Genomic DNA, 21,816 nt, shown 5'->3' with positions numbered 1-21,816 from the left:
TTTACCAAATTGCCGGAAACAAATGGCAGTATGAATGTACAACAACCAACAGCAGAAATACCGGTATTAATTGCAGGAGGCGGAGTGGTAGGATTATCGGCAGCGCTGTTTCTTTTGGAGCAGGGAATACCTGTTGTGCTTATTGAAAAACATAGCGGAACCAGCATTCACCCGCGTGCGCGGGGATTCGATACCAGAACCATGGAGATCTTCCGGGAAACGGGACTGAGTGCACCGATCCGCGAAGCGGGCAAAGCCCTCGCGCCAGCATGGGGCATATATCGCAACAGCTCCCTCGTTAAATCGATCAGCAAAAGAAAAGCAAATTCAAAAACCTCGCCGGTGAATATGCTGGGCATTCAGGCTTTATTGCAGATGAGCCCGGAATTTGTAGCCCGCTGTACACAGGATCTTTCCGAACCCGTATTGCTCGAAGCAGTGATAAAACGTGGCGGAACCGTGATGTTCCATGCAGAGCTGACGAAATTTACGCAGGACATGAATGGCGTAACTGCGCATATCCTGCATCGTGGTACAGGAGAAAAAACTTTTATCAGAAGTAGCTGGATGATCGCTGCAGACGGAGCAAAAAGCTCCATCCGCGAATCGCTCAAAGCAAAAACCACGGGGCGTGGTTCAATGGGCAATCTGCTGAACATCTACTTCGAAGCAGACCTCACCGATCTGGTAAAAGGAAAAGAATTCAGCATCCTCAATATCAGAGAAAGCTGGTGCAGAGGCATGTTGTGCAGTATCAACAACTCCAACAAATGGGTGTTTCACCTGCATTCCGCTGATGATGATGCTCACTTTTCAGAAGAAGAATCGAAGCACAGAATCGTAGTGCTGCTGAGAAAGGCCATCGGCATACCAGACCTGCCAATAAAGATCATCAGCATACTGCCCTGGCAACCTACGGAAAAAGTAATGGTGAACATGCGGCATAACCGCATCTTCTTCGCAGGCGATGCTGCGCATGTGATGACGCCCTACGGCGGAAAAGGCGCCAACACCGGCGTGCAGGATGCACATAATCTCGCATGGAAACTGGCCATGGTGATAAAAGGAGAGGCATCAGAAACTTTACTCGATTCGTACAATCAGGAACGACAGCCCATCGGCAAAGAAGTGTCTGCACGCTCGGCAGATTGGGCCGATGAATACGGTCTGCTTTCCAAAGGCCCGATGGCAATTGGTCCCGTAGTGTTGACTGTGCTTGGTGCAAAACTCACTGCCACGCTTGGCATGCATCAGCTCAGCACCCGGTTGGCCATGAAGCATATGGGAAATTTGCTCGGCCTGCCAGATTACAGGTATCATTCCGCTGCTGTGCTGAATGGAAATACTGCAAAACATGGATACGATCAGGCATTGCAGTTAACAGGATTGCCAGGTACGCGCCTGCCCCATGTTTGGGTACAGTATCAGCAAAACAGGCTCTCCACACTCGATCTGGTAAAAAGCAAATGGATGCTGATCACCGGCATGCAAAATGGCGCATGGCTTCGGGATGTGATAGAGACGAACAAACAGAAGGGTCTGCGTATCCGGCTCTTCAGTTTCGGAGAACAGGGGGAGCTGAAGCCGGAAAACGCTTCTCTGCAACAGGCATTCGGAATTAAGGAGGATGGTGCAATACTGATAAGACCAGATGGATTTGTTGCATGGCGGTCAACCGGCTACTCCACAGAGCTCGCGGATGTTCTCGGAAAGCTGACAGGCAAATGAAACAGGGAGAATGAGTAGACTTCAATAAAAATGGGGCGACATCATTGGTGTCGCCCCATTCTCATGTATGTGCAGGTGATCATCCGATTGTCTGCTCGCTGATCTTACCTGTTGTTTTATTTTTCAGGATCAGTTTCTTTGCGCCATAGTGCGTCATTTCTTCTTTCACCAGATAATGATCGGCATCGTATTCCACGAGATGGCTGTCTTTGCTCACGCCTGTTTGTCCTCTCCAGATATCGAGTTTCACCGGTTCCCAGAGTTTCGATTTGGCAGAACGGTAAGCTGCATCGAGAATGCAGTTCACTACATAACCGTCGTAGAATGTTTCTTTGGGATCTTTGCCGCTTTCCATGGCATTGAACATATCCATGAACATATGGTTGTAGCCGAGTTCATTCAGTTCGTCACCTACCGGAAATAACCAACCGCTGTTGCTTTCAGCTTTCTCAGCCACATAGTCTGCGCCTTTGCCGGTGGTGAACATATCGAAACCAGTACGGAGGAAGCTGTTGATCCAGATGGTGCCTTCGGTGCCCATCACTTCGTCGCGGAGATCGAGGCCGCCGCGGAAAGTCCAGCTTACTTCGAATTGGCCGATGGCGCCATTCTCATATTTCACTAATCCTATGGCATGATCTTCTGCATCGATGGGTTTCACCTGTGTATCGGCCCAGCACATCACTTCAACTGGTTTGATGTCTTTGCCGATATAACTGCGGGAGATCTCCACGCAGTGGCAACCGAGATCGAGAATGCAGCCGCCACCTGCGAGTTCCATATCCCAGAACCAGTCGCTGTGCGGCCCGGGATGTGTTTCTCTCGACTTGGCCCAGAGGATGCGGCCGAGTGCGCCGCCCTTCACACTTTCCAGCGCTTTGATGAATTTCGGGGTATACACCAGGTCTTCGAGATATCCGTTGAAGATGCCCGCTTTTTCTACAGCTTCGAGCATGCGTTTGGCTTCTTCGCCATTGCGGCCGAGTGGTTTGGTGGTGATCACTGCTTTTTTGTGTTTGCAGCAAAGCATCACCGCTTCTTCGTGCATATGGTTGGGAAGCGAAATGCAAACGATGTCTACATCTTCGCGTGCAATGGCAGCTTCGAGATCGGTGGTAACGAAATCTACCTTGTAATCATCGGCAAATTTCTGTGCACTTTCCTGGCGGCGGGAGTAGATGCTTACGATCTTGTCCCTGCTTCTGTATCCTTGTATCGACTCTGCATAGAAACGTCCGATAAAGCCGGAGCCTAACATCGCAATTCTTTTCATAGTAGCTGTCTGTATTAGAAGTTATGTTATGCGTTTTCCTGAATCTGTTTTTTCTCGCGGAAGAAAAGGATAAAGTAGATCAGTACACCAATGGCAATATAGGCTGGTACGAACCAGATGCCTTTCCAGTTATGTCCGCCTTCGGTAACATATCCGTTGGCAACGTATCCTGAGAACCAGGTTCCGATCACCATGCCAAGTCCGTAAGTAGCAAAGGTGAACAATCCCTGTGCAGCGCTCTTGATTTTTTCGCCTGCCTTTTTCTCGGTGTACATATAACCCGTTACGAAGAAGAAATCGTAACATACGCCGTGCAGAATGATGCCGGCATACAGCAGCCAGTTGTTGGCGCCCGTGTCTCCGTAAGCGAAAGCAATATAGCGGAGTATCCACGCAAGCATGCCGATCACCAGCATTTTCTTCACGCCAATGCGGTTGAAGAGAAAGGGGATCGCCAGAATGAAGATGGCTTCAGAGAACTGGCCATAGATCATTTTGCTGGCAGGCGCCTCCATTCCGATCTCATTCAGGAATTTATTGGCGAATCCATAATAGAAAGATAATGGGATACAGATAAGGATGGCTGCGATGAAGAAAACCAGATAGGGTTTGTCTTTCAGCAACGAGAATGCTTCTGTGCCCAATGCCTTCGAAGCAGAAGTGTCTGTATTCTTTTTGGGAGGTGTATTGGGAAGAACAAAACTGAACAGTCCGAGTGCAGCGGAAACTGCTGCTGCAATGAGGAAGGTAGTGTTGTTCTTTTCGATGCCGAGATTGCCGATGAGGAAACCGGCAGCGATCCATCCCAGCGTTCCGAAAACCCTGATCCAGGGGAATTGTTTGCCGGGGTTGTTCATCTGCTGAAAGGCAATGCTGTTGCTCAGCGCAATGGTGGGCATATAGAGAATGGAATACAGCAGTATCACCCAGTAAAAAGCGGTATTGTCGCCGATGGTAGTGGCAAAATAGAGCAGGGCAGCTCCACCGAGATGCAGTAGTCCCATTAACTTTTGTGCGGCAAAGAACCTGTCGGCGATCATTCCCACAAAGAAAGGGGAGATCATGGTGGCGATGGCCAGAGCGCTGTAGGCGGCGCCGATCTGGATATCGTTGGATTTCAGTTGCTCGCCCATGTATGTGCCCAGTGTAACGTACCAGGCGCCCCAGATAAAATACTGGAGAAACATCATCAGGCCAAGTGAGATCCCTGTATTCGTTTTCATCAGTTTGTGTTGGTTTAAGTAAGAAGTTATGGTGTATCGGTGTTGAACAGGGAGGGAATTTACAAAACAAATCGATTGTGGCATCAGTACACGTTAAAAAACTAATACACAGGGCGGGAATTACGGGGGATAAATAATGGCGTGCTATAACCATTTAGCAGGCTACGGCCCATTTTGAAGCTATCAATCGTTTGCGTTGGTGACCCCCCTCCAAAAAATACCACTTTTTTCAACGCAACAAATCCACAGGGTATTCCTATTTTGTATCGCTAATCTTTCTATATTTGTATAAGCGCTTATATAATTTTATGAACTTTTACGAATCACTTGGGTTTCTTGTTCTTGGCAGCCGCCTCAGACGTCTCAGCGAAACTTTCCTTGCCGACGTAAATAAGATCTATGCAGAGCATCAGCTGAAGTTCGATGCCAGCTGGTTCCCTGTATTTTACATCCTCAGTAAACAGAAGCAGGTTTCCATCAGGTACATCGCCGACGAACTGGTTATTTCGCATTCCGCGGTAAGTCAGCTGGTGAGCAGCCTTACTGAAAAAGGACTGGTGAAAACTTCTGCTTCTTCGGAAGACGGCAGAAAGAAAGTGGTAACGTTCACTGCAAAAGGACAAAAACTGCAACAGCAGATCGAACCCGTGTGGAAGGCGCTTTCCAAAGCCATGGAAGAACTGGCGAAGGAAGGCACGCACAGCAAACATTTCCTCAAAGCCATCGCAGAGGTGGAAGAAGGATTGGCCAATGCATCCCTGTTCGATCGCGTAGAAGCACAAATGAAGTAGGCGCCTGTACCGGAACATCTACATCATTATATTCTTTATTTTATGTTGAACGAATTTCAATACGGAATAGATCAGCTTACCATCGATAAAGTGCTGGCTATCGCGTCTGGCAGCCTCAAAGGCGTACTGGGAAAAGCCTCCCGCGAAAAGGTTTTAGCCAGTCAGCGGCATGTGCAGGAGATCGTCGATACCAACAGAACTGTATATGGAGTGAATACCGGTTTCGGCATCCTCGCTTCTTCGGGCATTTCGGAAGACGATACCAGATTGCTGCAGCACAAAATTTTGCAGAGCCATAGCGTTGGAGTAGGAAACGCCATTCCCGTGGAAGTGGCTAAGATCATGCTCATCACCAAAATGCAGGCGCTCGCGCAGGGCTTTTCCGGTGTTCAGCTCGAAACCCTCGAACGCATCAACTGGCATATCGAAAACAATGTGATCCCTGTTGTTCCCGAAAAAGGAAGCGTAGGTGCATCGGGCGATCTGGCGCCACTGTCGCATCTCTTCCTTCCGCTGATCGGATTGGGAGAAGTGTTCTACAATGGTGAAAGACTTCCTTCGCAACAAGTGCTCAACAAACTCAGTGTGCATCCTATTCAGCTCGGACCCAAAGAAGGGCTGGCACTGATCAACGGAACGCAATTCATTCTGAGCTGGGCTGTGAAAGCTGTGCAGCGCATGCACAACTGCCTCGAAGCTGCCGACATCATCGGCGCTATGAGCCTCGAAGCGCTTACCGGAACCAAAGCGCCTTTCGATGCGAGACTGCACGAACTGCGCCCATATGCGGGCAGCAAGCTGGTAGCACAGCGTTTGCGCGGATTGCTCGATCAGTCCGACATCATGCAAAGCCACGTCGATTGCGGCCGCGTGCAGGATCCCTACAGTCTCCGCTGCATGCCGCAGGTGCATGGCGCCAGCAGAAATGCATGGCTGCACCTGAAAGAACTCACCGAGATCGAACTCAATTCCGTTACAGATAATCCCATCATACTCGCTGCCGACGATACCATCAGTGGTGGTAACTTTCATGGACAACCGATGGCATTACCACTCGACTATGCCTGCTTCGCAGCAGCAGAGATCGGCAATATCGCAGACCGCCGCTGTTACCTGTTGCTCGAAGGCAAATGGGGACTGCCCATGTTGCTGATGAAGAACGTTGGTCTCAACAGCGGATTCATGATTCCTCAATACACCACAGCAGCGCTGGTTACAGAAAACAAAACACTTTGTTTCCCGGCGAGTGCAGACAGCATTCCTACTTCACTCGGTCAGGAAGATCATGTGAGCATGGGAAGCATCAGTGGACGCAAGCTCAATCAGGTGATCGATAATCTCGAATACATTCTGGCTATCGAACTACTGAGTGCCTGCCAGGCCATCGAGTTTCGCCGTCCGCTGAAAAGCAGCGCCATTCTGGAGTTTGCACATGAGTATGTACGCAAATTTGTGTCGTTCGCAGAAGAGGACAGAATCTTTGCCAACGATATCAACCAGATCAGAGACATTATTCACGATTTCTCTTTTGTGCAGCAGGTGAATAATTTCTCCAATGCATCCGGCACATCGCTCAGCAAAGGGTACGAGCAATTCCAATTATCAAATTAATTCAGCTAAAATATTTTTTTATGACGAAGACTTATGATGCTGTGAAATATAAAACACCCACCGGATCAACCCTTACCTGTAAAGGATGGGTGCAGGAGGCAGCGCTCCGCATGCTGCTGAACAACCTCGATCCGCAGGTGGCTGAACGCCCGGAAGAGCTGATCGTTTATGGTGGCAGAGGTAAAGCAGCGCGCAATTTCGAAGCGCTCGATCTCATCATCAAAGGACTGAAAGATCTCAACGAAGACGAGACCCTGCTGATCCAGAGCGGCAAGCCTGTAGGCATTCTCAGAACACATAAAGATGCACCGCGTGTGCTGATCTCCAACTCTCAGCTGGTTCCCAACTGGGCCAACTGGAAACACTTTGAAGAGCTGGAGAAAAAAGGACTGATGATGTACGGTCAGATGACTGCCGGCTCATGGATCTACATCGGATCACAGGGCATTGTGCAGGGCACCTACGAAACCTATGCAGCCGCTGCCGATAAACATTTCGGTGGAACACTGCGAGGTACACTGAACGTAACAGCAGGTCTTGGTGGAATGGGTGGCGCTCAGCCATTGTCCATCACCATGAACGAAGGCGTAGCCCTCGTTGCAGAAGTAGAGAAATGGCGTATCGAAAAAAGATTGCAGACGAAATATCTCGATATCATGATCGAAGATATCGATGAAGCTATCGACCGCGCCATGGAAGCGCGTTCCAAAGGCGAAGCCCTTTCAATTGGTGTGCTCTGCAATGCTGTGAACTTATTGGAAAGACTGGTTGAAAGAAATATCATTCCCGATACACTCACCGATCAGACATCGGCGCATGATCCGCTCATCGGATACTGGCCGCACGAGATCAGCTACGAGCAGGCGAAAGTTCTGCGTACCGAAAATCCTGATCAGTATATCGGGTATGCTTATCAGTCGATGTACCGCCATGTTGAGCTGATGCTCGAACTGCAGAAACGCGGAGCCATCACCTTCGACTATGGCAATAATATCCGTGCGAGAGCACAGGAAAAAGGCTTGAAAAATGCATTCGATTTTCCGGGATTCGTTCCTGCCTATATCCGTCCATTGTTCTGCGAAGGAAAAGGACCGTTCCGCTGGGCTGCACTCAGTGGCGATCCTGCTGATATCGCAGTAACGGATGAGCTGATCGCAAATATGTTCCCCGAAAATAAATCACTGCAACGCTGGCTGAAACTGGCAAAGGAAAAGATCTCATTCCAGGGACTGCCTGCGCGCATTTGCTGGCTGGGACAGGGTGAGCGTGAGAAAGCAGGACTTGCATTCAACGAACTCGTGAGAACCGGAAAAGTGAAAGCGCCGATCGTGATCGGAAGGGACCACCTGGATACAGGATCAGTGGCATCGCCCAACCGCGAAACGGAAGCCATGCTCGATGGCAGCGATGCAGTAGCCGACTGGCCATTGCTGAATGCACTGGTGAATACAGCCGGTGGCGCATCATGGGTGAGCCTGCACCACGGAGGTGGAGTAGGGATGGGATACAGCATCCATGCGGGTATGGTGATTGTTGCAGACGGTTCCGAAGATGCTGCAAAACGCCTCGCACGTGTGCTGAGAAACGATCCGGGCATGGGTGTGATAAGACACGCAGATGCAGGTTATGAGCTCGCGAAAGAAACCGCGAAAGCCAATGACCTCGATCTCGAAGCGCGACTGAAGTAATTTCTCTGAAATATTTTTTGCAATGGGTTGTCACAAAAATCGGTTTGTGGCGACCCATTTGTTTTAACTTTAGTTGCAACCAATAAACCTACACATTAAGCTATGAAGAAAATCCTGCTGCTGCTGATGATTCCAGTCTCAGCTTTTTCACAGAAGAATTACCCCGCACTACTCGATAATTTCATGAGATCCGAAGCCAACGTAAGAAATTTCAACGGCAACGTACTCGTGGCCCGTGGCGGAAAAGTGATCTACCAAAAATCTTTCGGCTACAGCAATTACGAAAAGAAAACTCCGCTGAACGCCAACTCTGTGTTTGAACTTGCATCTGTGTCGAAGCAGTTCACTGCAATGGGCATCCTTCTTTTGCGCGACAAAGGAAAACTGAAACTCACCGACTCGCTCCGTCAGTATTTTCCGGAACTTCCATATCATAATATTTCTATTCAGCAGCTGCTGAATCATACCTCCGGCTTACCCGATTACCAGGAAGCCATGACCGGCAAATGGGACACCACCAAAGTGGCTTTCAACAAAGACATGATCCAATTTCTGGCCAAAGAGCAACCACCGCTGTACTTTGCACCAGGCACCAAATGGGAGTACTCAAACACCGGTTATGCAATTCTGGCAAGCATCATCGAAAAAGTATCAGGCAAGAGCTTCAAAGATTTTCTGCAGCAGCAGATTTTTACGCCGCTTGGAATGACCCATTCAAGAATTTACAATACCAGAAGATCACTGAAAGAAACTATTCCCAACTATGCATTGGGTTATGTGCTGAATGAAGAAACCGGCAATTATCAGCTGCCAGACAGCATTCCATCTTACAGTTTTGTTTACTGGCTCGACGGTATTCAGGGCGATGGTGTAGTGAACAGTACGGTGGGCGATCTGCTGCTCTGGAACAGAGCATTGATGAATCATCGGCTGATCAGCGAAAAATCACAGAAAGAAATGTTGTCTGCTCAGGCTACCATCGATACGGCCGGTAAAAAATATTATGGCTATGGTCAGATCCTCGGCACCAATGAGATCGGCGAATACTTCATGCACACAGGAGGATGGCCCGGCTATCATACAGTCCTCTTTCAATATCTGAAAGATGATGTAACCATTATTGTCTTATCCAACAACGAATCGGATGCAGGCATGCTCGCTGGTCCATTGGCATATATTCTGAATGGCCTTCCTGTGGTAACTCCAGCAAAACATCAGGCTATTGCCGCGGATACATCATCTTATAAAAATCTGGCCGGATGGTACAGCATTCCTGCATATCCAACACCGGCAAAAGTTCAACTGATGCAGAAAGAAGGTAAGCTGTTCTACAAAAATCAAAGCGGCACAAGAGTGATTGAACTGATCCCTGAGTCTGCAAACAGTTTTTACACCAACACGCCAGTTGATATTCAGTTCAGGTTCGATAAACAACCGGGAGGGGATTATAAAGCTTACTTCATCATTTATTCCATGGAAAAAGAAATGACGAAGCTGCCTAATCCGTAATTAACCCTGCATTAAAACATGCTTAGAATTGCATTAAAATATTGATAACGTTGATGTGTATGTGCAGTTGATGGATATCAGCTAACACCATCTTAATATTATTTTAATAGCCCCGGAGTTCCCACCCATGGAGCATTCCGGGGCTTTAACATTTTAAAGATCTCCTTGTTTCAATAACCTTCAACCCTTTCTGTCTACCTTTGTTATACTCCTGTAAAGCATTATTTCATAATGTTTTGCTTACCCCAAACTTTCCATGCCAAAGCATGGCCCCTTTTTTGAAACCGGGAAATGCGGTACCCAAAAATTCACCCGTACCGCCGCAATCAGAAGTATATATTATGGCAAGACTAATTATCATATCCAACCGTTTACCTTTTTCCGTAGACCGCGAAGGAGATCAGGTTACTATCCGCCAGAGTTCAGGTGGACTGGTATCCGCTATCAAAAGTTATTTCGAAAGCGATACTGCGCAGAACAGCCATATCACAGAGAAATTATGGATGGGCGTAGCAGATTTTTCAAAAGAAGATTTTGAACAGGAAGTGGTTCCTAAACTGGATAAATACGACTTCACTGCTGTCCCCCTTTTTACAGACAAAACCGTGTACAAAGATTATTACAATGGTTTTTCCAATTCAACCTTATGGCCATTGTTCCACTATTTCCCTTCACTGGTAGAGTATCAGTCCGATTACTTCGATGCCTATACCAAAGTGAATGCCATGTTCGCCGAAACATTGCTGCCGATGCTGAAGCCAGACGATATCATCTGGATACACGATTATCAGCTGATGCTGCTTCCCGGCATGATCCGCGCACAGCAACCTAAAGCCACCATTGGCTTCTTCCTGCATATTCCGTTTCCGAGTTATGAGATCTTCCGCATGATGCCCACGGACTGGAAAATGAATATCCTCCGCGGAGTGCTCGGCGCCGATCTTGTGGGATTCCATACCTACGATTATGTGGAACATTTTGTGCAATCTGTTCGCATGGTGGTAGGAGCCGATTCCAATTTCAGAAGCATCCAATACCAGAACAGACTGGTGAAAGCAGATCTGTTTCCTATCGGTATCGATTATAAAAAATTCCAGCACGCAGCCAAAGACCCTGAAGTACAGCAATTGCGCGACGAAGTGCAGCAAAACTTCGCAGGCAAGAAAATCATTTTCTCGGTAGACAGGCTCGATTATACCAAGGGGCTGATGGACCGCCTCAACGGCTTCGAATATTTTCTCACCGAACATCCGGAGTGGCAGGACAGAGTAGTGTTTGTGCTTAACGTAGTGCCATCCCGCGATGATATTCAGGCTTACACCCGAAGAAAACGAACCATCGAAGAAAAGATCAGCGGCATCAACGGAAAATTCTCCAGCATCAGCTGGCAGCCGGTGATCTACCGGTACATGCATCTTCCGTTCAATGAATTGTCTGCACTCTATCAAACGGCCGACGTGGCATTGATAACACCGCTGCGCGATGGCATGAATCTCGTGGCCAAAGAATATATCGCCAGTACTGTTTCGCAGAAAGGCGTACTGATATTGAGCGAGCTCGCAGGTGCAGCGAGTGAATTGAGTGAAGCCCTGCTGGTGAATCCTACAGATGTGAAAGATGTATCCAACGCCATCGTGCGCGCACTCAACATGCCGGTGCCCGAACAGAAACAACGGATGGCCCTCATGCAGAAACGCCTCAGCGATTATGATGTGATCAATTGGGTGAACGATTTTCTCGATCAGCTCAACAATGTGAAGACCGAACAGGCAAAACAACAAACGAAACTGATGGACGATAAGATAGTTGAACAGATGCATCAGGCCTACCAGAAAGCGAAGAAACGCTGCCTGCTGCTCGATTACGACGGCACCCTCGTTCCTTTTGCACGACTTCCGCAGGAAGCCATGCCCGGCAAAGATCTCCTGGGCCTGCTCAAAAAAATGGCCGCAGATAAAAAGAACAATGTGGTGATCATCAGCGGAAGGGAGGGAGATACTCTGGAAAACTGGCTCGGCAAAGTACCACTCACACTGGTTGCCGAACATGGCGCCAGCTTCAAAATGAAAGAGGGCGACTGGCAATTTGCAGCCCCGGTTTCGGATACCTGGAAAGAAGAGATCAGGCCGGTAATGCAAACCTTTGTTACCCGATGTGTAGGATCTTTTGTAGAAGAGAAAACAAACACTATCGCGTGGCATTACCGGAACACCCATCCCGATCTGGGTTTCGTCCGCAGCCGCGAACTGATCAATAACCTCAATCAACTGCTGCAGAATACACTGCTGCAGGTGATCGACGGAAACAAAGTAGTGGAAGTACGCATGTCAGGATTTGATAAAGGTGTGATGGCAAGAAAACTGGTGCAGGAACTCGATCCTGATTTTGTATTGTGTATCGGAGATGATACCACCGACGAAGATATGTTCAAAGCGCTCGGAGACAAAGCATATACAATAAAAGTAAGTCACGGACCCACGGCCGCACAGTTCACGGTACTTTCCCAACAGAATGTACTGCCCCTGCTGGAAGAACTATCGCAGCCTTTAACAAAGAAACAATATGCCGGTTCATAAGTACAACATGGGCATCATAGGAAACTGTTCCTATCTCGCCTACATCGACAACAAAGCAGATATCAAATGGATGTGCCTTCCGAAATTCGACAGCAGTTTCCTTTTCGGGTCGCTGCTCGATGAAGAGAAAGGAGGACATTTCTCCATTACGCCTGCGGCGGAAAATTATTCCAGCCGCCAGTTCTACATTCCCAATACCAATGTGCTCTGTACGGAGTTCACTGCGCCCGACGGCGTGTATCAGGTGGAGGACTGCGCGCCGCGCATGATTGTGCACGATCGTCAGTTCCGCCCGCTGATGCTGGTCCGGAAGATCAGGCTCATCAAAGGCGAGCCTGCCATCCGCATCAGGTGCCAGCCGAAAGGAGAGTATGGGAAGATGGATCCCGAACTGTACACGGCGAGCAATCATCTCCGTTACATGGGCTTCGAGCAGCAGCTCCGCCTCACCACCGATGTGCCACTGAACTGGATCATCAAAGAACAGCAATTTGTACTCGATCAGGATCGCTACCTCGTGCTCACTTATGGCGAGCCGCTCGAAGCGCCGCTGCAGGAAACTGCCGAATCCTTTCTGGTAAAGACCATTCAGTACTGGCAGCAATGGATCAAGAGTTCTTACATCCCGGATATTTATCAGGATGAGATCATCCGGTCGGCGCTGGTGCTGAAACTGCATCAGTACGAAGATACCGGCGGCATCATTGCATCCGGCACTACCAGTCTCCCGGAATTTCACGATAGCACCCGCAACTGGGACTACCGTTACTGCTGGTTCCGCGATGCGCACTATACGCTCAAAGCATTCAATCAGATCGGGCACTTCGAGGAACTGGAAAAGTATTTCGATTTTGTGCAGAATATCCTTCGCAATGCAGATGATACGCTCCAGCCGCTCTACTCCATCACCGGAGAAAAAGACATCGAAGAGCTGGTGATAGACCTGCACGGATATCTCGGCAACCGCCCCGTTCGTGTGGGAAATAAAGCCTATATTCAGGTACAGCATGATGTATACGGGCAAGTGCTGGTGAGTCTGTTGCCGCTGTACACCGACAAGCGGCTCACGTTTCTGAAAAAGAGCAGCTACAAAACCATTGTGCCCTGGCTGCTGAATCAGATCGAGCGAACGCTCACCATGCCCGATTCGGGGTTATGGGAATTCCGCAATCAGGTGCAGGTGCATACCTACACTTTGCTGTTCCACTGGGCAGGAGCCAAGGCTGCATTCAAGATTGCACAGTTGTTCGGCGATTCGGAACTGATGCGCAAAGCCGATGCCATTGCCCGCGAAGCAGACAGATTGCTGGATGAGAGTTACGACAAAGAACGCAAAGTGTATCCGCAGGCAATTGGTACGCCCAATCTAGATGCGAGCACACTCAGCATGGTTACCATGGGCTATCTCGATCATGATTCTTCGAAAGCCCGTGCACATATCGAAGCGCTCGAAAAAGAATTGCTGGCAGAGCACGGATTGTTCTATCGCTACAAGCACTACGACGATTTTGGTTTTCCCGATACCACATTCCTTGTATGCGCATTCTGGTATGTAGATGCACTGGCCTGTGTGGGAAGAGTCGATGATGCTATCAAAAATCTCAATCAGTTGCTGAAATTCAGCAATCATCTGGGCATCTTCAGCGAAGATGTGGGATTGGATGGATCGCAGTGGGGTAACTTCCCTCAAACCTACAGCCATGTAGGATTGATCAATGCCGTGCTGCGCATCTCCAAAAAACTGGACAGACCCGAGTTTATGTAAGCGCTTATATAAAAAACAATAGTATCTTGCAGCACACAGAAAAATAAACAACCCTGCATGGCAACCACTTTGTTCACCAATATCAGATTACTGGTAAATACCCGTTCGGAAAGCAATTTGTTATATGGAAAAGCCCTGGCCGATCTGCCTTGCGTAGAGAATGCCTGGTTGCTGGTAGAAGACGATCGCATTGCCGGTTACGGCAGTATGGATAATCTGCCGGCATCTTACAGTGGCGTACGCGAACTGGTAGATGCAAAAGGATGTCTGGTATTGCCGGCATGGTGCGACAGCCATACGCATATTGTTTTTGCAGGAAGCCGCGAGAGTGAATTTGTAGACAAGATACGCGGACTCAGTTATGCCGAGATCGCTGCAAGGGGAGGAGGCATTCTCAATTCTGCCGGCAAGTTGCGCGAAGCCAGTGAAGACGAACTCTTCAATCAGGCATGGAAACGCCTCGAAGAGATCAGCAAACAGGGAACAGGCGCCGTAGAGATCAAAAGCGGTTATGGCCTCACGGTAGACAGCGAATTGAAAATGCTGCGCGTAATTAAGAAGCTGAGAGAGAAGAGTCCGTTAAGCATCAAAGCTACTTTTCTGGGTGCGCATACCTATCCTCCGGAATTCAAAGAAAATCATCAGGGCTATATCGATCAGATCATCAACGAAATGCTGCCGGTGATCGGCAAAGAAAAACTCGCGGATTACATCGATGTATTCTGCGAAACAGGTTTCTTCTCTCCCGAAGAAACAGCACGCATCTGCAGGGCAGGCATGGAGTACGGACTGAAGCCCAAGATCCACGCCAACCAGCTGAACCTTTCCGGCGGAACGCAGGTGGGGGTTGAGTTGGGAGCCATCAGCGTAGATCACCTCGAAACCATGGATGAGGCAGCCATCAGCACGCTCGCCAATTCTTCTACCATCGGAACTTTATTGCCGACTGCTGCATTCTTTCTCCGCATGGGCTTTCAGCCTGCGAGAAAACTGATCGATGCAGGTTGCGCCATTGCACTGGCCTCGGATTTCAACCCCGGTTCGTCTCCCAGCGGAAATATGAATCTGGTGGTAGCCATGAGTTGCATTCAGATGCGCATGCTGCCGGAAGAAGCCATCAATGCGGCTACGCTTAACGGTGCATTTGCCATGGAGCTGGCACAGGATCTGGGCAGCATCACCATCGGCAAAAAAGCTAACCTGCTTTTAACGCGCGCTGTGCCTTCATTAGCTTATCTTCCCTACGCTTTCGGGTCGCCATTGATCGACAGAGTAATGATCGGCGGTAACTGGATCAGTTAATGAAATAGCACTGTATGGCATTTAAAAAGAAAAAGAAAGTAGACCCCGTTTTTGCCTTTCTGGAAGAGAGTCCGGCCATCTCGGTCCGCGACAGGGAAGGCGCTTTGAACTACCTCGTAGGATTTGTAAACCTGCTTCGTCCGAAACCTTCGGACACCGAAGAACAGATTCAGCAGAATTTCGATACTGTAATCAGACTGCTCTATCAGTTCCCTGCATCGCAGACAGCCCTTCGCACGGCTATTCTGGCGCAGCTCGTGGGCAGCAATCTGGTGCCGATGTTCACCGAAAGCGGCATCACGGTATCCCGCGGAGTGGGCCGCGAATTGTATGCGCGGCTGAAACATAAATTTCTTCCGGCCCTGCAGGATCACAATGATTTTCTTTATCTGCTCGATCGCATCTTCTATAAAAAATCCGATTACAAATGGGTGGAAGCCATTCCACGCGAAAGATGGAGTCAGTTCTTCGAACTGATGAAATTGCCATTGAGCAGCAATGAACCCATCATCATCAATCAGGCGATGGTATCGTTGCAGATACTCGGCGCCAATGTATCGCAGCTTGGATGGGAGAAAGAGATCATTCATTTCTCCAGCATGAAATGGCAAACTGCAGAAAATCCATTCGAAACACAACAGTTTCTCATATACGAATTGCGCGAGCTGGTGCTGGAACGCGCTCCGGTCGAAGAGATCAAAAAATTATCGGCACGCATCAAGGAAGTGCTGAAACGCGACAGAGAGCTGATCGACGAAATACGCAACCGAACCAGTGAAAAAGGAACCAGTTTATCGCAGACATTCATTCTTTTTCAGATAGAGCAGAAACTCAACCGGATGGAGTTGCTGCTCGATATCGTCGATGCAGACGATCATATCAACTCATCCCGTTTCGTAGATCTCTTCAGAAGTGTGGTGCGATACGAAAACAGAAAGAACAGTCTGCTCGAATTCCTTTCTCAAACCACCGGATATGTGGCGTACCAGATTGCAGAACATAAAGGCAAGAAGGGAAACAAGTACATCACATCGAGTCCGAAAGAATATTGGGCGATGCTGGCCAGCGCCATGGCGGGTGGACTGATCGTTTGTTTTGTGGCCATCTTCAAAACATTGCTGCATAAACTTCCCTTCGCACCTTTCTGGCAGGGATTCATTTACAGCATTAACTACAGTGTGGGCTTCATTGCCATCGAAGAAACCAAATCCACGCTCGCTACCAAACAGCCTGCCTTCACTGCCAGCGCTGTGGCGGGTTCACTCGATACGAAGAAGGGAGATGAGAAACCCAATCTGCTGAATCTGGCAGTAACGGTTTCGAAAGTTTTCAGAAGTCAGACTGCCTCTTTCGTTGGTAATCTCATCATCGTATTTCCTGTTACATTTTTGCTGGCCTGGGCATACGACTGGATCTTCGGTCACCCCATCGTCGGAGCGGAAGAGGGCATGGCCATGCTGCGCGATCAGCATCCATGGCAAAGCCTCTCATTGCTGTATGCCTGCAATACCGGTTTCTTTTTGTTCCTCAGCGGCATCATCGCCGGGTATGTACAGAACAAAATGAATTATGCGAGAATCGAAAGAAGGCTGGTAGAGCATCCTGTACTCCGGTTGTATATCTCTCCGAAAAAATTGCAGCGTGTGGCAGGTTATCTCAATTCGCATGCGGGCAGTCTGATCGGGAACATTTCTCTGGGTTTCTTTTTAGGAATGGCAGGGATGGTGGGAAAGATATTCGGAATACCTTTCGATATCCGCCACATCACCATTTCGGCTGCCAATACTTCCCTGGGATTGTACAGCGTGGGTTGGGAGCAGATCAACCTCGGCTTTTTGATTACGGTATTTATCGGCGTGCTGTGCATTGGAATGCTCAACTTCATCGTAAGTTTTTCTCTGGCATTTATTGTGGCTGTAAGATCGAGAGGCATACATTTGCGGGATTATCCTGAGTTTATTTCGATACTCTGGAAGTATTTCAGAACACATCCGCTGGATTTTTTCCGTCCGCGGAAACGCATTCAGCATGCGGAGAAAGCAACGGAATAATCATCAGGAAAGATCCCTATATTCACATACGCAGTACACGAAAACGATTCACATATGAAGCAGTTCAGATTCTACGACAAGGAAACTATTCTTCAGCTTACTAAGATCAGAAGGTTCGAAACCAAACTGGGCGAATGCGTTCAGGTTATCACGGAAGCCGGTGAGTGGGAGCAGGCCCTGCAGCAATCTGATGCGAAATATGTGTTGTTCGGCATTCCTGAAGACATTGGTGTTCGTGCAAATTATGGCTTAGGAGGAACCGATTCTGTGTGGCAGCCTTTCCTGCGCAGCTTCCTCAATATTCAGAGCAACGATTTTCTCATAGGAGATGATATACTGGTGCTCGGACATTTCGATTTCGGTGATCTGCCTCAGCTCATCGATTCCAATGCACATGATAATGATGAAAAGATCAATGCCTACCGGCATGCAGTAACCACTATCGATGATGCAGTGGAGTCGCTGGTGAAAGTGATTGCAGCTGCGGGAAAGATCCCTGTGGCAGTGGGTGGTGGACATAACAACTCTTATCCCATGCTGAAAGGAACGGCGAAAGGATTGCACAAAGCCGGTATCATTCCATTGGCCCAGATCAATTGCGTTAACCTCGATGCGCATTCGGATTATCGGCCGGCAGAAGGCCGCCACAGCGGCAATGGTTTCCGGTATGCAGAAGAAGATGGCTACCTGCAGAAATACTGCATGATCGGGCTTCATGAAAACTATATTCCGCAGAATGTATGGATGGATATTGTGAACAATCCGTTCATGGACTGCATTACATATGAGGATATATTCATTCATCAGAAACGCAGTTTTGTACAGGGGCTTGCAGATGCGCTCGACTTTATGGAAGGGCAGCCTACAGGCGTAGAGCTCGATCTCGATTGCATCGAAGGAGTGCTCAGCAGTGCGGCAACGCCTGCGGGATTGAACTCACTGCATGCAAGGCAATATGTATCGCTGTTCGGCAGTGCCGGAAAGCCGGCATATCTGCATATCTGCGAAGGCGCCACCCGCCTCGAAGACGGAAGAAAAGATGAATCTACCGGAAAGCTGATCAGTTACCTCGTCAGCGATTTCGTGAAAGCATAAATTAGTCTGAACAGGGGAGAGCCATCTTCCCTGTTTTGTTTCATAGCTACAGGGAAACCTGTTGTTCAAATGTGCTACTCCGTTGTTCAGCTGGCATTTGCCCTGAACCGGTTGATTTACTGCATCTGCTCCTCGTTTTTTCCCCGGTCCAAACTCTTGGAAATTGCCTCCGAAATACTTTATCTTTGTAGGAGCACCATGCGACCAGATTACCCGCATAAAATTTTCGACGATAAGCGCCACAACTACTGCCTGTTGATGGAGGCGCTCGCCATGACTGCAACTGCAGCATAACTTCTTTCTGAACACTGACTGTTCTCCACAACCTTTTACTGTTCAATTTTCTTTACTGGCCGATCCGTGTATGGATCAAATATTATTCGCAGATCTAAATCATTTGAATATGTCAACGCTTTCTGCTGTTAATGCAAATGCATCAACCAATGTAGATTTCCTGCCATTGCAGGGTACCGATTATGTAGAGTTCTATGTAGGCAACGCCAAACAGGCCGCACACTTTTACAAAACAGCTTTCGGTTTTCAGAGCCTCGCTTATGCTGGTCCTGAAACAGGTGTAAAAGACAGAGCCAGCTATGCGGTTCGTCAGGAAAAACTCACTTTCGTTTTCACTACGCCACTGCGCGCAGGCAATGCCATTGCTGATCATATCGCCAAACACGGCGATGGTGTGAAGATGCTGGCCCTCCGTGTAGACGACGCTACCAGCGCATGGGAAGAAACCACCAAACGCGGTGCTAAAAGTTATATGGAACCCGTTCGTACAAACGACGAACATGGTGAAGTGGTAATGAGCGGCATCCATACTTACGGCGATACCGTGCACCTCTTCATCGAGCGTAAGAACTATACCGGCGCCTTCATGCCCGGATACAAACCCTGGAACAGCCTCTACAACCCAGCGCCAACAGGGCTGCTGTATGTAGACCATTGCGTAGGGAACGTAGGCTGGAATCAAATGAACCCATGGGTGAAATTCTATGAAGATGTGATGGGCTTCCGTAACATCCTCAGCTTCGACGATAACGATATTTCTACCGAGTACTCTGCCCTCATGAGTAAAGTGATGAGCAACGGAAACGGCTTCGTGAAATTCCCTATCAACGAACCTGCCGAAGGAAAGAAAAAATCTCAGGTAGAAGAGTACCTCGATTTTTATGATGGAGAAGGTTGTCAGCACGTAGCGCTCGCTACCAACAATATCGTGGAAACCGTTACCGATCTGCGCAGCCGCGGTGTTGAGTTCCTCATAGTACCTACTTCTTACTACGACGAACTGCAGGACAGAGTAGGGAAGATCGACGAAGATATCGAGCCGCTGAAAGAACTGGGCATTCTGGTAGACCGCGACGACGAAGGCTATCTGCTCCAGATCTTCACCAAACCAGTTGAAGACAGACCAACTTTGTTTTTTGAGATAATACAGCGCAAAGGCGCCAAGAGCTTTGGTAAGGGTAATTTCAAAGCCCTCTTCGAAGCAATTGAGCGTGAGCAGGAACTCAGAGGTAATCTCTAGTTTTTGTTCAATGGGGTGATGTTCCGGTGAGCAGACGATCCTGGCACATAACCCCTCACCTTATTGAAGGCCGTTGCCGCGAAAGCGGGCAGCGGCCTTTGTTTTTCCACATTGTTAACAAGCGCGGGTGCGGTTCGTGTGGCTATTTGTGCTAATTTTATCCGGTTCCAACCAATATTCGAGGCCTGAAAACGTTATATCACCGTGCGAGTAAGAACCATGAGATACCTCCTGATTGTAGCAGCAGCACTGTTTCTCACCGAAACAGCGAAGAGTCAGGCAGCTGCATCAACCTTCAACTTCGTTGAATACCAGAAATCTTTCCCCCGCTCTGGCGATGCCTGGAAACGCAAAGAAGATACGCTGATGCGTCAGTTTCAGCAGAAAGGACTGAAGTTCCCCTTCAAATATATGTATGTCCGCAGTTTCAAGTACGACAGTAAAATGGAAGTGTGGGTGAAAGCGGACAGAAAAGACAAGTTCCAGCTTTTCAAAACCTATAAAGTCTGTGCGCTCGCCGGCACCCTCGGTCCCAAGCGAATGATGGGCGATTTTCAGGTTCCCGAAGGGTTCTACTACATCAACGAATTCAATCCGCGCAGCAATTACCATTTGTCGCTCGGCCTCAATTATCCCAACGCATCCGATAAAATATTGTCAGATTCCCTTCAGCCCGGAGGTGATATCTATATTCACGGCAGCTGTGTAACAACCGGCTGCATTCCTGTAACCGACGATCAGATCGAAGAGATCTACATCCTGGCATCCGTGGCACGCAGTCAGGGACAGGATTTCATCCCCGTACATATCTTTCCCGTTGCCTTCAGCAATCAGAAGAGTGTGGACTATCTCGGCCGTTTTCTGAAAGACTTCCCCGAGTATCGCAATCTCGCTGCAGAACTGAAAGACGTGTATGATTATTTCGACCGTACACAGCAGCTCCCCATTGTGGTAGTGAATAAGAAAGGGGAGTACAAAATGGAAAGCGAACTGCCGCCGCTTCCTGTGAAAGAAGTGAAAGTGGTGAAAAAAAGACCAGCCCGCAAAGTGGAAGAATTCACCGGCGAAATAGCGCCTGTGGTGAATAACCTGCCTGTGTATCCCGGCGGCAATCAGCAATTCCAGCAATTCCTCGATAAACTGAGCAAAGAAATGGCCGAACATCTCGAAGAAGATCAGGCCAAAACATATGTAATGATGGAATTCGTGATCGACAGCGCCGGCCAGGTTCACGCAGTGAAAGTACTGAAGGGAGGGAACGATGAGATCAACTACCGGTTAGCTGAAGCCTTTGAGAAAATGCCGCTCTGGACCCCGGCCATGCGTCTGGACAAATACAAAGAGACGAAGGTGGCGGTAAAACTCAAGCAATCGATCTTCATAGAAAAGTGATTTACTTGAAGGACATAAGAAAAACACAAATGCCCTGCTGAAAAGCGGGGCATTTGATTTATAAAGATGTTGTAATGTCAACTCAGATGATATCCATCGCCAACACAAAGAACGTGCACACAAAAGGAAGAATCATTGTCAGGTACTCCCAACGGGCTACAATGGCGTAGAGAAACAGGATAGTGAAAACGAAGAATAACAACCAATATATGCCTCTGTATTTTCTGGATGTTGTCATGTTGCGTAAAAATTTGTGCAAAAATAAGGGGAAAGTGTTA

General features: G+C 48.5%; 15 protein-coding genes. 12 read left to right on the top strand and 3 right to left on the bottom strand.

All coding sequences use genetic code 11. From position 1 onward, the window contains the following. Nucleotides 1–30: 30 nt before the first annotated feature. Complete coding sequence (locus tag HHL16_RS11275) at nt 31–1,728, top strand: FAD-dependent monooxygenase (RefSeq protein ID WP_169425307.1); 1,698 nt, start codon at nt 31–33, stop codon at nt 1,726–1,728. Between the two features lie 79 nt (nt 1,729–1,807). On the opposite strand, the gene HHL16_RS11270 is transcribed toward HHL16_RS11275, so the two are convergent. Together HHL16_RS11270 and HHL16_RS11265 are read right to left on the bottom strand one after the other, a co-directional pair. Next, on the bottom strand, nt 1,808–3,001 hold the full coding sequence (locus HHL16_RS11270) for a Gfo/Idh/MocA family oxidoreductase (protein WP_169425306.1): 1,194 nt from the start codon (nt 2,999–3,001) through the stop codon (nt 1,808–1,810). Nucleotides 3,002–3,027: 26 nt separating this feature from the next. After that, nucleotides 3,028–4,224 (bottom strand): nucleoside permease, encoded by a 1,197-nt coding sequence (locus HHL16_RS11265; protein WP_169425305.1) that lies wholly within the window; start codon nt 4,222–4,224, stop codon nt 3,028–3,030. A gap of 308 nt (nt 4,225–4,532) precedes the next feature. On the opposite strand from HHL16_RS11265, the gene HHL16_RS11260 reads away from it, so the two are divergent. The 11 genes from HHL16_RS11260 (at nt 4,533) to HHL16_RS11210 (ending at nt 21,538) form a co-directional block, all read left to right on the top strand. Then, nucleotides 4,533–5,015, top strand: a complete 483-nt coding sequence (locus HHL16_RS11260) for a helix-turn-helix domain-containing protein (protein WP_169425304.1) — start codon at nt 4,533–4,535, stop codon at nt 5,013–5,015. 42 nt (nt 5,016–5,057) lie between these two features. Beyond that, nucleotides 5,058–6,626 (top strand): histidine ammonia-lyase, encoded by a 1,569-nt coding sequence (gene hutH / locus HHL16_RS11255; protein WP_169425303.1) that lies wholly within the window; start codon nt 5,058–5,060, stop codon nt 6,624–6,626. Between the two features lie 20 nt (nt 6,627–6,646). Continuing rightward, on the top strand, nt 6,647–8,314 hold the full coding sequence (hutU, locus tag HHL16_RS11250) for a urocanate hydratase (protein WP_169425302.1): 1,668 nt from the start codon (nt 6,647–6,649) through the stop codon (nt 8,312–8,314). 102 nt (nt 8,315–8,416) lie between these two features. Next, nucleotides 8,417–9,823: a serine hydrolase domain-containing protein gene (locus HHL16_RS11245; RefSeq protein ID WP_169425301.1), complete on the top strand. Its 1,407-nt coding sequence runs from the start codon at nt 8,417–8,419 to the stop codon at nt 9,821–9,823. Nucleotides 9,824–10,164: 341 nt separating this feature from the next. Beyond that, nucleotides 10,165–12,399, top strand: coding sequence for a bifunctional alpha,alpha-trehalose-phosphate synthase (UDP-forming)/trehalose-phosphatase (locus HHL16_RS11240; RefSeq protein WP_169425300.1), 2,235 nt, complete (start codon nt 10,165–10,167; stop codon nt 12,397–12,399). Next, entirely contained in the window at nt 12,386–14,164 is a 1,779-nt protein-coding gene (locus tag HHL16_RS11235) for a glycoside hydrolase family 15 protein (RefSeq protein WP_169425299.1), read from the top strand. The genes HHL16_RS11240 and HHL16_RS11235 overlap by 14 nt, the downstream gene beginning before the upstream one ends. 57 nt (nt 14,165–14,221) lie before the next feature. Then, nucleotides 14,222–15,466: an imidazolonepropionase gene (hutI, locus tag HHL16_RS11230; RefSeq protein ID WP_169425298.1), complete on the top strand. Its 1,245-nt coding sequence runs from the start codon at nt 14,222–14,224 to the stop codon at nt 15,464–15,466. Between the two features lie 14 nt (nt 15,467–15,480). Beyond that, a complete protein-coding gene (locus HHL16_RS11225) occupies nt 15,481–17,517 on the top strand; it encodes a site-specific recombinase (protein WP_169425297.1) in 2,037 nt (678 codons plus the stop codon). A 54-nt stretch (nt 17,518–17,571) separates the two neighbouring features. Next, nucleotides 17,572–18,612, top strand: a complete 1,041-nt coding sequence (locus tag HHL16_RS11220; protein WP_169425296.1) for a formimidoylglutamase — start codon at nt 17,572–17,574, stop codon at nt 18,610–18,612. 403 nt (nt 18,613–19,015) lie between these two features. After that, nucleotides 19,016–20,146, top strand: a complete 1,131-nt coding sequence (gene hppD / locus HHL16_RS11215) for a 4-hydroxyphenylpyruvate dioxygenase (protein ID WP_169425295.1) — start codon at nt 19,016–19,018, stop codon at nt 20,144–20,146. Nucleotides 20,147–20,365: 219 nt separating this feature from the next. Further along, entirely contained in the window at nt 20,366–21,538 is a 1,173-nt protein-coding gene (locus HHL16_RS11210; protein WP_169425294.1) for a L,D-transpeptidase family protein, read from the top strand. A gap of 82 nt (nt 21,539–21,620) precedes the next feature. Here the strand turns inward: HHL16_RS11210 and HHL16_RS11205 are convergent, their stop codons facing one another. Beyond that, nucleotides 21,621–21,776 (bottom strand): hypothetical protein, encoded by a 156-nt coding sequence (locus HHL16_RS11205; protein WP_169425293.1) that lies wholly within the window; start codon nt 21,774–21,776, stop codon nt 21,621–21,623. Nucleotides 21,777–21,816 lie beyond the last annotated feature (40 nt).

It is taken from the genome of Pseudoflavitalea sp. G-6-1-2, from assembly GCF_012927185.1.
Taxonomy (GTDB): domain Bacteria; phylum Bacteroidota; class Bacteroidia; order Chitinophagales; family Chitinophagaceae; genus Pseudobacter.
This window is presented reverse-complemented; position numbering and strand designations above follow the sequence as displayed.